This is a genomic window from Curtobacterium sp. MEB011 (assembly GCF_030209655.1).
In the GTDB taxonomy this organism is placed as follows: domain Bacteria; phylum Actinomycetota; class Actinomycetes; order Actinomycetales; family Microbacteriaceae; genus Curtobacterium; species Curtobacterium poinsettiae.
This window is the reverse complement of the sequence record NZ_JARVRN010000012.1, coordinates 75,078-88,817: the sequence shown is the minus strand read 5'-3', so window position 1 is coordinate 88,817 and position 13,740 is coordinate 75,078. Positions and strand designations below refer to the sequence as shown.

Here is a 13,740-nt window from a genome sequence, read left to right as displayed (position 1 = left end):
ACGGTCCTGAACAGAAAGACGAGACGACCGGTGGCACGATCGACACCCGTCAAGAAGGCGCTGCGCTCGCTCACCTGGTTGGTGATCCTGATGGCGATCCTCGCCGGCCTGAACACCGCCGCGTCGATCCTCGCCGGCTCTTCGAAGGACGACACCGACAAGTGGTACCAGGGCGCGAGCTGGGTACCCGAGCTGGCTCTGGACCTGCAGGGCGGCACGCAGCTGACCCTCGCGGCGCAGAACACCGAGGGCGACTCCGTCACCTCGCAGCAGCTGCAGCAGGCGGTGAACATCATCCGCCAGCGCATCGACGCCACCGGTGTCTCCGAGTCGGAGATCAACACGCAGGGCGCGAACAACATCGTCGTCTCGATCCCGGGTCGCCCCGACAAGGCCACCATCGACCGCATCGAGGCCGCGGCCAAGCTGACGTTCCGGCCCGTCCTGTACACCGAGGCTGCGACCAACTCCGCTGTCGGTGACGACGGCAAGGGCACCGCATCGCCGACGCCGTACTCGCCGCCCGCCTCGCTCGCGGCGACGCCCAGCGCGAAGCCCACGAACGCGAGCGACCTGAACTGGGTCACGCCGAAGCTGCAGGACCTTTACACCAACTACAACTGCGCAGCACCGGGCGACGTCACCACCGCGCCCGACGACGAGCCCCTGGTCACCTGCGACCAGGACGGCGCCGGCAAGTACATCCTCGGCCCGGTCGAGGTGTCCGGCGCCGACATCAGCAACGCCACCTCGGGGCTCGCCACCGACTCGCAGGGCACGTCGACCGGCCAGTGGGCCGTCAACCTGACCTTCAACGGCGAGGGCTCGAAGGACTTCCGCACGGTCACCAACCGTCTCGTCTCGCTCCAGCAGCCGCAGAACCAGTTCGCGATCGTGCTCGACGGTTCGGTCATCACCGCACCGACGACGAACTCCGCGATCACGAACGGCAAGGCGCAGATCAGCGGCAACTTCACCGCCGAGTCCGCCAAGACCCTCGCCGACCAGCTCAAGTACGGTGCGCTGCCGATCAACTTCCAGGTGCAGTCGAACGAGAACATCTCGGCGACACTCGGTACCGCGCAGCTCATCGGTGGCCTCGTCGCCGGTCTGATCGGTCTGATCCTCGTGATCATCTACTCCGTGATCCAGTACCGCGCCCTGGCGTTCGTCACCGTGCTGTCGCTCGGGATCGCCGCCGTGATCACGTACCTCGTGATCGCGATCATGTCGTGGCGCGTCGACTACCGTCTGTCGTTGGCAGGTGTGGCGGGCCTGATCGTCGCGATCGGCATCACGGCGGACTCGTTCATCGTCTACTTCGAGCGCATCCGTGACGAACTCCGTGACGGCCGTGCCCTCGAGAGCGCGGTCGAGTCCGGCTGGAAGCGCGCGCTGCGCACGATCCTGGCGTCCGACGCGGTGAACTTCCTCGCCGCCGTCACGCTGTACGTGCTCGCGGTCGCCGACGTGAAGGGCTTCGCGTTCACGCTGCTGCTCACGACCCTCATCGACATCGTGGTGGTCGCACTCTTCACCCACCCGATGATGCAGCTCATCGCCCGGACCCGGTTCTTCGGGGACGGCCACCGGTTCAGCGGGCTCGACCCGGCAGCACTCGGTGCCGTCTACCGGGGGCGTGCGCAGTTCCGCGCACCCGTCGTGGACGGCAAGCGCCAGCGCAGTGCCGGTGAGGCGCAGCGCCGACAGACGATCGCGGAGCGGAAGGCCCAGCAGGCCTCCGGCGACAACGGCTCGACGCCGGACGGGAAGGACGACTGATGGCCAGCTTCAGCCAGTTCGGCAGCGACCTCTACACGGGGAAGCGGTCGTACGACATCATCGGGCGCCGGAAGACCTGGTACCTCATCGCCCTGGCGATGATCGTGATCTCGCTCGTCACGCCGTGGCTGCGTGGCGGGTACCAGCTCGGCATCGAGTTCACCGGCGGCTCGGAGTTCACGATCTCCGACGTCAAGTCGCTCGACCAGAGCATCGCGACCGACACGGTCGAGAGCGTCGTCGCCGACACCATCCCTCGTGTCTCGCAGCTCGGCACGCACGGCATCCGCGTGCAGACCGGGCAGCTCACCGACGCCCAGACGACCGACGTGCAGGACGCCCTGGCCAAGGCCTACGACGTCCCGGAGCGCCAGGTCGCCGCGACCTTCATCGGCGCGACGTGGGGTGCCGACGTCCTCGCGCAGGCCATCCGTGGTCTGGTGATCTTCCTGGCCCTCGCCGCGGTCTTCATGACGCTGTACTTCCGCACCTGGAAGATGTCACTCTCCGCGATGGCGGCGCTGCTGCACGACCTGCTCATCACGGCGGGCGTGTACGGCATCGTCGGGCTCGAGGTGACGCCCGCGGCGGTGATCGGCTTCCTGACGATCCTCGGGTACTCGCTCTACGACACCGTGGTGGTCTTCGACAAGGTGCGCGAGAACACCGCGCAGGAGTCGATCCGCACCTTCAAGCAGTCGGTCAACCTCGCGGTCAACCAGACGCTCGTCCGATCGATCAACACCTCGGTCGTGGCACTGCTGCCGGTGGCGGCGATCCTCTTCATCGGATCGTACGTGCTCGGCGCCGGCACCCTGCGTGACATCTCGCTCGCACTGTTCATCGGCATCATCGTCGGCACCTACTCGACGATCTTCATCGCGTCGCCGATGTACGCGCAGCTGCGCGAGAACGAACCGAAGATCAAGGAGTCCGACGCCAAGAAGACCGCGGCGGCCGAGAAGCGCCGGCGCGAGGTCGACGCGGCAGAGGCGAGCGTCTGATGCCCATCGAGATCCAGCAGATCGACGTCGCCGAGGCCCAGCGCCGCATCGATGCCGGGGCCCGGCTCTACGACGTGCGTGAGCAAGGGGAATGGGACGAGGTCCACGCTCCGCAGGCCACGCTCGTGCCGATGTCCGAGTTCGTGGACCGCTGGCAGGAGATCGACGGCGGCGACCAGCCGGCCATCATCGTCTGCCACTCCGGCGGCCGGTCCTCGCGCATCGTCGCGGCGCTCGAGCAGTCGGGTGTCCCTGCCGTCAACCTGTCCGGCGGCATGCTCGCCTGGGAGCAGGCGGGGGCACCGGTGGAGCGCGACGCCCAGGGCGAACCGCGTCACGGGCACTGACCGGGGACGCGTAGTCTTGTCGGATCGAGCTCGGATCGAGCTCTCGGACCGAGTCCTGGGAGGCGCATCATGACGGACACCCGCGAAGAGCCGTCCGCGCCGAGCCGCCCGGGCTCCGCCCCGCAGCCCTCGAGCCCGATCGGTCCGAACACCACCGGCAACCTCGGTTCCCTCCGCTCGCTGCTGCCGCGCCTGTTCTCGCGTGCGCAGCCGGCCGGTGCGGTGGACACCCTGATCCGCACGGTCCGGTCGCACCACCCCAAGGCCGACGTGACCCTCATCGAGCGCGCCTACTCGGTCGCCGAGCGCGCGCACGACGGGCAGAAGCGCAAGTCCGGTGAGCCGTACATCACGCACCCCGTCGCGGTCGCGCAGATCCTGGCCGACCTCGGCATCGGGACGATCACCATCGCTGCAGCGCTCCTGCACGACACCGTCGAGGACACCGACTACCAGCTCGACCAGCTGCGGGTGGACTTCGGCGACGAGATCGCGATGCTCGTCGACGGCGTCACCAAGCTCGACAAGGTCAAGTACGGCGACAGCGCGCAGGCCGAGACCGTCCGCAAGATGGTCATCGCGATGTCGAAGGACATCCGAGTCCTCGTCATCAAGCTCGCCGACCGCCTGCACAACGCCCGCACCTGGGGCTTCGTCGAGTCCGCGTCTGCCACGCGCAAGGCGAAGGAGACGCTCGAGATCTACGCGCCCCTCGCGCACCGGCTCGGCATCCAGATGATCAAGCTCGAGCTCGAGGACCTGTCGTTCGCGGTCCTGCACCCGAAGCTCTACGTCGAGATCGACAGCCTGGTCAAGGAACGCCAACCGAAGCGCGAGCAGTTCGTCCAGAACGTCATCGGCACCCTCAAGAAGGACCTGAAGGCCGCCAAGGTCCGCGGTGACGTGATGGGTCGGCCGAAGCAGTACTACTCGATCTACCAGAAGATGATCGTGCGGGGTCGTGAATTCGACGAGATCTACGACCTCGTCGGCATCCGCGTCCTCGTGCCGACCGTCCGCGACTGCTACGCCATGCTCGGCTCGGTGCACGCGCGGTGGACCCCGCTGCCCGGTCGCTTCAAGGACTACATCGCGACCCCCAAGTTCAACCTGTACCAGTCGCTGCACACCACGGTGCTCGGACCGCAGGGCCGCGCGGTCGAGATCCAGATCCGCACGCACGAGATGCACCAGCGTGCCGAGTTCGGTGTCGCCGCCCACTGGAAGTACAAGCAGCGCGCTGCCGGCCGTGACGCCGGCACCTCGTCCACGACGGACGACCAGGACATGGCGTGGCTCGCCCACATCACCGACTGGCAGGCCGAGACCAGCGACCCGGGCGAGTTCCTCGATTCGCTCCGGTACGAGATCGGCGCCAAGGAGACGTACGTCTTCACGCCGCAGGGCAAGGTCATCGGTCTGCCCGCCGGCGCCACCCCGGTCGACTTCGCCTACGCCGTCCACACCGAGATCGGCCACCGCACGATGGGTGCGAAGGTCAACGGCCGCCTGGTCCCGCTCGAGAGCCAGCTCTCCAGCGGTGACGTGGTCGAGATCTTCACGTCGAAGAACCCCGACTCCGGCCCCTCGCAGGACTGGCTGCAGTTCGTCCGCAGCCCCCGCGCGCGCAACAAGATCAAGCAGTGGTTCACCAAGGAGCGCCGCGAAGAGGCGATCGAGCAGGGCCGCGACGCCATCGCGCGTGCGATGCGCAAGCAGAATCTGCCGCTCCAGCGCATCATGAGCCAGGACAGCATCGCCGAGGTCGCCTCGTCGATGCGCTACGAGGACGTCTCCGCACTGTACGCCGCCATCGGCGAGGGCCACGTCTCGACCCAGTCGGTGATCGAGAAGGTCCTCGGGAACGTCCAGACCGAGACCGAGGCCGACGAACCCGAACTCGCGTTCCCCCGCCAGGTCACCAGTCGCCAGCTGCGCACCAGCGACAGCGGCGTGCTGGTCCGCGGGGCGCCCGACATCCTCGTCAAGCTCGCGAAGTGCTGCACCCCGGTGCCGGGCGACCAGATCGTGGGCTTCATCACTCGTGGCCAGGGCGTCTCCGTGCACCAGTCGTCGTGCACCAACGTGAAGTCGCTCATGAACGAGCCCGACCGGATGATCGAGGTCGAGTGGGCCCCGTCGTCGAAGTCGGTGTTCCTGGTGCAGATCCAGATCGAGGCGCTCGATCGGTCGGGCCTGCTCAGCGACGTCACCCGAGTGCTGACGGATCACCACGTGAACATACTGTCCGCGACGGTGTCGACCTCGTCCGACCGCCTAGCGCTCAGCCGGTTCGTGTTCGAGATGGGTGACACCATCCACCTCGACCGTGTGCTCAACGCAGTGCGTCGTATCGACGCCGTCTACGACGTCTACCGCGTCAGCGCCGGCTAGTACCGGAGCAGGGCCCAGCGCCTCCCGGTCCGTTTCTCGGACGGTCACGACTCGTCGATTGCGGCCCCGCCGACCGACAGGTCGTGACCACTCGGCGGACGTGAGCGGGGTGTCCTGACCGCCCGCAGGCACCGGACCGGAGGCGCGCGGCGGCCCCGCCCCGCGCCTCCCGCGCGCGGACCGGTCACGACTCGTCGCGCGGGCACCGTCGACCGGTCACGAATCGTCGGCTGCGCCCCTGCCGACAGACAGATCGTGACCACTCGGCGGACGTGAGCGGGGTGCCCTGACCGCCCGCGCGCGCCGGACCGGAGGCCCGCGGCAGCCCCGACCCGCTCCTTCCGCCCATCGCCGGTCACGACTCGTCGCGCGGGCACCGTCGACAGGTCACGAACCGTCGATTGCGGCCCTGCCAACCGACGGCTCGAGACCACTCGGCGGACGTGAGCGGGGTGTCCTGACCGTGCGCACCCGCCGGACCGGAGGCCCGCGGCAGCCCCGGCCGGCGCCTCCCGCCCGCGGACCGGTCACGACTCGTCGCGCGGGCACCGTCGACCGGTCACGAACCGTCGACTGCGGCCCGGCCACCCGACAGTCCTTGTCCACTCGGCGGACGTGAGCGGGGTGTCCTGACCGCCCGCAGGCACCGGACCGGAGGCGCGCGGCGGCTCCGACCCGCTCCTCCCGCCCGTCACCGGTCACGACTCGTCGCGCGGGCACCGTCCACCGGTCACGAACCGTCGACTGCGGCCCGGCCACCCGACAGTCCGTGACCACTCGGCGGACGTGAGCGGGGTGTCCTGACCACCTGCACCCGCCACCGACGACCCCACCCCCACGCACTACCGGATCTCACCCCCAGCACCCCCGGCACCGTCCTGCACCGCACGCAACCGCCGCTCGGCCTGTCGCACCATGGGGATCGTGCCAAGAGCTGTCAGGCGCGTCCGCAGCTCCGCGGCGCTCACCGCTCCGATCGCGAGCAACCCGTGGACGGCCGACGCTTCAGCGGCCCCGAACGCACCCGCAGTCGGCCCCGGCATCCGCAGCAGGTCGATCGCGGTACGAGCCGGCAGTGCGACCCGGAGCCGCGCCAGGACGGCGGTGTCGTCGACGTCGATCCGGACCTCGCGCAGGCGCACCTCCGGGCCGACGTGCACGCGGACCTGCGGCGGGATGCACGCCTCGAGCGGCGCCGGCGGACGGGACACCGCACCCCAGATCCACGCGGCGGTCAGCGTGCAGGCGATCAAGCGTGCGTCGCGCAGCACCCAGCCAGCCGCGGCGGCACGCAACGACGGCGTCTGCGGTTCGGCGGGGGAGGCCCAGCACGGCCCGACCGCGACCAGTTCGCCGGCCAGGACCGCCGCCCGTAGTTCGGGTTCCGGCCAGTCGTCACTGGTCAGCAGTCGCGGGCGGGGCACCCGCACATCCTGCCCGACCTGCGGTCGCGACCGACAGGCCTGTGGACAAGCCCCGGACCGGCCGGGAGGCCCGTGGCGGGCCCGCACCGCGCCTCCAGGCGGTCACCGGTCACGTCAAGAGCGCGAAGCGCGTCGACGACGCTGCCACCTGACGGCAGCCTGCCGGGAGGCCGCGACGCGGCGTGTGCGCGCTCAGCGCAGGACGTCGGCGCGGTGGACGAGCGCCGCGGCGCCGATGAGCGGGCCGTCCTGCGACAGTCCCGTCGGCACGATCCGCACCTTCGTGACGAAGCCGAACTCGACACGCTCCGCCACGGCCTGCCGGGCGTACTCGAACAGGTCGGGCGTGACGTGCGAGAACCCGCCACCGATCGCGACGACCTCGAGGTCGACCAGGCTGGTGGCGGCGGCGATGGCCTGGCCCAGGGCTCGGCCGCTGCGCTTGACCGCGGCGACCGCGATGTCGTCGCCGGCGGCGTACGCGGCCGAGAGCTCTTCGCCGGTGGTGCCCGCGAAGCCCTGCCGACGAGCCCAGGCCACGGTCTTGGGGCCGCTGGCGATCGCCTCGAGGCAGCCGGTCCCGCCGCAGGCGCAGGGGTCGTCGTAGCCGCCACACTCGACGTGGCCGATGTGCCCGGCGTTCCCCGTCGGGCCGCTGACCGTGCGGCCGTGCAGGATGAGCCCGCCGCCGACACCGGTGGAGACGATCATGCCCATCACGTGGTCGGAGCCCTGGGCAGCCCCGACCCAGTGCTCGGCGAGCGTGATCGCCAGGCCGTCCATGCGGAGCGTCACCGGCACGTTCTCCGGCACGAGGGCCGCGATCCGGTCGCGCAGCGGGTGGCCCCGCCACACGGGCATGTTGAGCGGCGAGACCAGACCGTGTTCCTCGTCGACCGGGCCGGCGGAGCCGACGCCGACGCCGACGAGCGTCGTGTCCGCGGGCAGTGCGCCGAGCGCGGCCGTGACGACCTCGTCGACGGCGGCCTGCAGCTCGTCCGAGGTGCGCTGCGGCCCCGTGGGGCTGCGGAACCGCGTCGCGGGCAGCACGACCCCCTGGTCGGTGACGAGCGCGGCCTCGACCTTCGTGCCGCCGAGGTCGACGGCCAGGGCGAGGGCGGGGGACTGGGGTGCGGTGCTGGACATGCGCGCTCCGATGCGGCGGTCTGGAGGCCCGGTGCGCGTCACCGACGCGTCGTCGCGTCCGGTGGGCGCCGGCCTGGTCGTGGTGGGTCGGGCTGGGTGGGATGGACTCAGCCGGGTGGGCTCAGCCGTGTCCGCTCAGTAGGACGTCGTGTCGTCGCCGAGCGCCGACGCGGCGCCCGTCTCGGCGCGGTGCGCGACCTCGTCGAGGATGCGGGCCGAGGCGCTCGTGCCGATGCGGTTCGCGCCCGCCTCGACCATCTCGAGCAGGGTGTCGAGGCCGCGGACGCCGCCGGAGGCCTTCACGCCGGTGTCGGCACCGACCGTGCGGCGCATCAGGGCGATGTGCTCGGCGGTCGCGCCGCCGCCGGCGAACCCGGTCGAGGTCTTCACGAACGCGGCACCGGCGGTCTGCGCCGCACGCGAGGCAGCGACGATCTCGTCGTCGGTCAGGAAGGCGGTCTCGAGGATCACCTTGACGACGGTGTCCCCGGCGGCGTCGACGACCGCGCGGACGTCCTGCTCGACGCGCTGCCAGTCGCCCGACTTCGCGGCGCCGATGTTCTGCACCATGTCCAGCTCGAAGGCGCCGTCGGCCAGGGCCTGCAGCGACTCGGCGACCTTCGCCGCGGTCGACGTGGTGCCGTGCGGGAACCCGATCACGGTGCCGACACCGACGCCGGTGCCCGTCAGGCGCTCGACGGCGTGCGCGACGTCGCTCGGACGGACACAGACGCTGAAGACGCGGTGGGCGGCGGCTTCGTCGAGCTGGGCGTCGACGTCCGCGCGGGTGAGTTCGGGCTTCAGGATCGCGTGGTCGATGAGGCCGCGGACGGCATCGGCGGTGACGGGGAAGGCTGCGTTGTCCACCCGGCAAGCCTACCCGTCAGGCGTGCCGCGTAGCGTGCAGGGCATGCAGGTCCTCGTCACCGGCGCCACCGGGTACATCGGTGGTCGTCTCGTCCCTCGTCTCCTCGAAGCCGGCCACTCCGTCCGGGTGTTCGTGCGCAACCCCCGGAAGCTCCAGGACGTCCCGTGGAGCAGCGACGTGGACGTCGCGGAAGGCGACCTCCAGGACGCCGACGCGGTCCGCGCCGCCGTCGACGGGGTCGAGGCGGTCTACTACCTGGCCCACGCGATGGGCGCCGACGGCGACTTCGAGTCGGCCGAACACGAGGCCGCCGAGACCATGGCGCACGAGGCGAAGACGGCGGGGGTCAGCCGGTTCGTCTACCTGGGCGGGCTGCACCCCGACGGCGAGCTGTCCAAGCACCTCCGCAGCCGCAAGGAGGTGGGGGAGATCCTCCTCGGCTCCGGTGTGCCCACCGTGGCGTACCAGGCCGGCGTCGTGATCGGCTCGGGCAGCACCTCGTTCGAGATGATCCGGCACCTCACCGACGTCCTGCCGTGGATGCCTGCGCCGCGCTGGGTCCGCAACCGCATCCAGCCGATCGCGGTGCGCGACGTCCTGTACTACCTGGTGGCCGCCCTGGACGTCCCCGCCGACGTCAACCGCACCTTCGACATCGGTGGCCCCGACGTCCTGCGGTACGGCCAGATGCTGAACGGCTACGCGGTCGAGGCGAAGCTGCCGCAGCGCCCGATAACCGTGCTGCCGGTGCTCACCCCGCGGCTCGCCGCGCACTGGTTCAACGTCGTCACCCCGATCCCGCGCAAGCTCGCGACGCCCATCATCGAGTCGCTGCAGTTCGAGTGCGTCCAGCGCGAGCACGACATCGACGACGTCGTACCGAAGCCCGAGGGCGGGCTCACCTCCTACCGTCGGGCCGTCCGCCTCGCGCTCAACAAGATGCGCACCGGCCAGGTGCAGACCAGCTGGCGGAGCGCGACGCTCTCCAGCGCCTCCGCCGACCCGATGCCGAACGACCCCGACTGGGCCGGGCACACCGTCTACGTCGACGACCGAAAGCGGCACTCGAGTGCCTCCGCCGCGGACGTCTGGCGTGTCGTCGAGTCGATCGGTGGCGACAACGGATGGTACTCGTTCCCGCTCGCCTGGGTCGCCCGCGGCTGGATGGACAAGATCGCCGGTGGCGTCGGACTGAACCGTGGCCGTCGCGACCAACAGCGCCTCGAGCAGGGCGACGCGCTCGACTGGTGGCGCGTCGAACGGCTCGAGCGCGGCCGGTACCTGCGGCTCCGTGCCGAGTTCAAGTCGCCGGGCCGCGCGTGGCTCGAGATGACCGTCACGCCGAACCCCGAAGGCGGCAGCGACTACCGCCAGCGGGCGATCTACTTCCCGCAGGGACTCGCCGGACGCCTGTACTGGTACGGCATCCTGCCGTTCCACGGCATCATCTTCCCCGGTATGGTCGAGCGCATCACCGCCGCCGCCGAGCGGGAGTCCGACCAGACCGAGTCCACGCAGCGCAACCGGACGCAGCAGACCGGGACCCCCGAGCCGGCGCACGAGGAGGCAGCATGACCGACGACCGCAGCCCCGTCCTCTTCCTGGGGGACAGCATCACCGAACAGGGCGACTGGGACACCTGGCTCCCCGACGAGCACACGCTGAACCAGGGCATCGGTGGCGACACGACCGACGGCGTGCTGACGCGCCTCGACGCCGTCGTCGCCGAGCAGCCCGAGGTGATCGTGCTGCTCATCGGCACGAACGACTTCGGCGGCCACCGCGCCAGCGCCGAGCACGTGGTCCGCAACGTCGAGACCGCGCTCGTCACGCTCCGCCGTGAACTGCCGGGTGTCCGCCTGCTGCTCGTCTCGATCCTGCCGCGGCAGGCCGAGTACGCCGCGAAGATCGAGCAGGCGAACCGGCACCTGCGCCAGTTCGTCGCCACCTGCCACGCCCAGTACCTCGACGCCTGGCCCGCCCTGGCAGACGGCGACCACCTGGACGCCCGCTTCACCGAGGACGGCCTGCACCTGACCGAGGACGGCTACCGCGCGTTCGTCGGTGAACTCGTGCCGGCCCTCGAGCGGGTCCGTGAGCTGCCGCCGATGTCGCGGTCGATCCAGGCGATCACCATCGACGGCGACTCGGACTGATGGCCGCACGCAAGGGGCGGCCCCCGGTGGGGTCGTCGCAACACGGCGTGCCCGCGGGATCCTCGCGACCCGCGGCCGCCGCACCGGCCGCCCGCGCACGCGAGACGCCGCCGTTCACCCGGCCGGCGCTGGCGCCCGGGTTGATCGCTGCGATCGTGCTCCTGGCGTGCGTCGCCATCGTGGACTCGTCGGGGTTCGTCTTCGCCCGCTGGGGCGTCACTGTCATCGCGTTGATCGTGCTCGTCTTCACGGTGCGGGGGAAGGTCTGGTGGGCCGCGCTGCTCATGGCCGCGGTCGCGGTCTGCTGGAACCCGCTCGTCACGGTGCCGATCCCGGGGCAGGTGTGGGCGGGCCTGCAGCTGGTGGCCGCCGCGCTGTTCATCGTGGTGGGCATCGTGGTCAAGGTGCCCCGCGAGACCGACGGACGGTAGGATCGGCAGGTCGGGTACAGGACCCGGCCGCACGACCCGAAGGGCATGGATGAACGACGAGACCGAGCCGGTGACCGAGAGTCCTCTGCTGAACCCTCGACCGTCCTCCGGCGGTCTCGACCGATCCGACGTCGTCGTCCGCAAGGGACGACTGACCCTGATCAACGGACACCTCACGCCGCAGCAGTCGATGATCGAGGACCTGCTGTTCCTCGACGACGCACTCACCGCGGCTGACGTCGACCACCTGCTCATCCGCGGGAACGACCAGCGTCCGGTGATCGCGCTGGACGAGCGCGACCGCCAGCGAGCCGAGAGCGCCGTGATGTCGGCCGCCGTCAACGAGCCGTTCTACGCGAAGCCCCCGGGCAAGCCGGCAGTGCTCGTGCAGGACGACGGACTCGGCTCCGTCGAGGAACCCGTGCTCCGTGTGTTCCGCCCGCGCCTCGAGCCCCTCGGACGCCTGCGCTACGGCGCCGAGACCAGCGTCCAGCTCGAGTTCTGGCGCGTCACCGACACCGAGGTCCTCGCACCCGTCGAGAACGCCCTGATGCGTCGCAGCCTGCCGATCGACGAGTTCGTCCTCGTCGACATCGAGCGCTACGGCCGCACCTGGCGCACCGTCGAGCACATGTTCGACGACCACGTCTCGGACATCCGGTTCCCGATCGACATCGTCTTCTCGTGGGTCGACGGCAACGCCATCGAGTACCAGCGCGCTCGCCAGGCCGCACAGTCGAACGCCGTCCTGGGCGAGGGCGACGACGCTCCCGCCCGCTTCCGCCAGATCGACGAACTGAAGTACGCGCTGCGCTCGGTCCACACCTTCGCGCCGTGGATCCGCCAGATCTACATCGCCACGGACTCGCCTGCGCCGCACTGGCTCGCCGACCACCCGAAGGTCCGGATCGTCCGCAGCGAGGAGTTCTTCGCCGACCCGTCCGTGCTGCCGACGCACAACTCGCAGGCCGTCGAGTCGCAGCTGCACCACATCCCGGGCATCAGCGAGCACTTCATCTACTCGAACGACGACATGTTCTTCGGCCGGCTGGTCGACCCCTCGGTGTTCTACAGCCCGGGGTCGGTCACGAAGTTCATCCTCGCGTCGACCCGGATCGGCCTCGGTTCCAACAACCCGGCACGCAGCGGCTTCGAGAACTCCGCCCGGGTCAACCGCGGCCTCCTGCAGCAGCGCTTCGGCGCGGTGACGACCCGCCACCTCGAGCACGCGCCGACGCCCCTGCGTGCGTCGATCATGACCGAGATGGAGCACGAGTTCGCCGACGAGTTCGCGGCCACTGCAGCGTCACGCTTCCGCGCCGCCGACAACATCTCGGTGACGAACTCGCTCTACCACTACTACTCGCTGCTCACCGGCCGGGCGATCATCCAGGAGAACTCCTCCGTCGGGTACATCGACACGACCATGGTCTCCGGACTCAAGGCCCTCGACGACCTGCTGAAGAAGCGGAACGTGGACTTCTTCTGCCTCAACGACGGCAGCTTCCCGGAGGTCAGCGACGAGGAGCGCACGCAGCGCGTGACGGACTTCCTGGAGCGGTACTTCCCGTTCCCCGCGCCGTGGGAGCGCCCCAGCGCGTAGGACGCGCCAGCGGCCTGCTGGGGCGCTCCGGGCGAGCCTGCGAGCCGGGTCCCACGGTGCGCTTAGGACGCGCCAGCGGCCTGCTGGGGCGCTCCAGGCGAGCCTGCGAGCCCGGTCCCACGGTGGGCGTACGACGCGCCAGCGGCCTGCTGGGGCGCTCCGGGCGAGCCTGCGAGCCCGGAGCCGGAACCCGGCCACGCGTGTCGGCCGCAGCCGCACGCCGACCGGTCACGACACCCCGCGACCTGCGCGCCGACTGGTCACAAGCCGTCGGCCTCGCCGTTGGCAGACGACGGAACGTGACCACGCGACGCACCACGTGCGGTGGGTCGCGACCATCCCGCGAGCCTGGAGGCCCGTGGCGCGCCCGCCACGGGCCTCCAGTCCGTCCGTGGCGCGCGGTCAGGACACCCCGTCGGCCGCCCGCCCAACGGTCACGAACCGTCGCTTGCCGGGCCGCCAGACGACGGAACGTGACCACGCGACGCACCACCCGCGGGGAGTCATGACCGCCCACGCCCACCCACGCTTCGTGAGCAGAAGAGGTCGGGTCTGCGTGACGGACCCGACCTCTTCTGCACGCGA

At 70.4% G+C, this 13,740-nt stretch carries 11 protein-coding genes; 8 read left to right on the top strand and 3 right to left on the bottom strand.

The genetic code is table 11. The features are described from left to right. The first annotated feature begins 30 nt into the window (after window positions 1-30). The 4 genes from secD (at window position 31) to QRN30_RS15210 (ending at window position 5,527) form a co-directional block, all read left to right on the top strand. The gene (gene secD, locus QRN30_RS15225; protein ID WP_017887352.1) at window positions 31-1,782 is read left to right on the top strand and encodes a protein translocase subunit SecD; all 1,752 of its coding nucleotides are present in this window, start codon (window positions 31-33) and stop codon (window positions 1,780-1,782) included. After that, window positions 1,782-2,786: a protein translocase subunit SecF gene (secF, locus tag QRN30_RS15220; protein WP_056068655.1), complete on the top strand. Its 1,005-nt coding sequence runs from the start codon at window positions 1,782-1,784 to the stop codon at window positions 2,784-2,786. Before secD ends, secF begins: the two co-directional genes overlap by 1 nt. Further along, a complete protein-coding gene (locus QRN30_RS15215; RefSeq protein ID WP_017887350.1) occupies window positions 2,786-3,133 on the top strand; it encodes a rhodanese-like domain-containing protein in 348 nt (115 codons plus the stop codon). Before secF ends, QRN30_RS15215 begins: the two co-directional genes overlap by 1 nt. 69 nt (window positions 3,134-3,202) lie before the next feature. Next, window positions 3,203-5,527, top strand: a complete 2,325-nt coding sequence (locus QRN30_RS15210) for a RelA/SpoT family protein (protein ID WP_228500332.1) — start codon at window positions 3,203-3,205, stop codon at window positions 5,525-5,527. A gap of 842 nt (window positions 5,528-6,369) precedes the next feature. Here the strand turns inward: QRN30_RS15210 and QRN30_RS15205 are convergent. From QRN30_RS15205 to deoC, 3 genes are all read right to left on the bottom strand, one after another. Further along, on the bottom strand, window positions 6,370-6,951 hold the full coding sequence (locus tag QRN30_RS15205; protein ID WP_284761297.1) for a type IV toxin-antitoxin system AbiEi family antitoxin: 582 nt from the start codon (window positions 6,949-6,951) through the stop codon (window positions 6,370-6,372). Between the two features lie 192 nt (window positions 6,952-7,143). Further along, a complete protein-coding gene (locus tag QRN30_RS15200) occupies window positions 7,144-8,097 on the bottom strand; it encodes an ROK family protein (RefSeq protein WP_017887346.1) in 954 nt (317 codons plus the stop codon). A gap of 135 nt (window positions 8,098-8,232) precedes the next feature. Then, window positions 8,233-8,964 carry a deoxyribose-phosphate aldolase gene (gene deoC / locus QRN30_RS15195; protein WP_082046801.1) on the bottom strand — a complete coding sequence of 244 codons (732 nt, stop codon included), beginning with the start codon at window positions 8,962-8,964 and terminating at the stop codon, window positions 8,233-8,235. Between the two features lie 43 nt (window positions 8,965-9,007). Here deoC and QRN30_RS15190 point away from each other — a divergent pair, with 43 nt between their 5' ends. Genes QRN30_RS15190 through QRN30_RS15175 form a run of 4 tightly spaced genes read left to right on the top strand, consistent with a single transcriptional unit; the run spans window position 9,008 to window position 13,155 of the window. After that, window positions 9,008-10,540 (top strand): SDR family oxidoreductase, encoded by a 1,533-nt coding sequence (locus QRN30_RS15190; protein ID WP_031259825.1) that lies wholly within the window; start codon window positions 9,008-9,010, stop codon window positions 10,538-10,540. Further along, window positions 10,537-11,121, top strand: a complete 585-nt coding sequence (locus QRN30_RS15185) for a GDSL-type esterase/lipase family protein (protein WP_042537205.1) — start codon at window positions 10,537-10,539, stop codon at window positions 11,119-11,121. Before QRN30_RS15190 ends, QRN30_RS15185 begins: the two co-directional genes overlap by 4 nt. A 47-nt stretch (window positions 11,122-11,168) precedes the next feature. Beyond that, the gene (locus tag QRN30_RS15180) at window positions 11,169-11,552 is read left to right on the top strand and encodes a DUF6804 family protein (protein WP_284761294.1); all 384 of its coding nucleotides are present in this window, start codon (window positions 11,169-11,171) and stop codon (window positions 11,550-11,552) included. 49 nt (window positions 11,553-11,601) lie between these two features. Next, complete coding sequence (locus QRN30_RS15175; protein ID WP_017887341.1) at window positions 11,602-13,155, top strand: stealth family protein; 1,554 nt, start codon at window positions 11,602-11,604, stop codon at window positions 13,153-13,155. The last annotated feature ends 585 nt before the right edge of the window (window positions 13,156-13,740 follow it).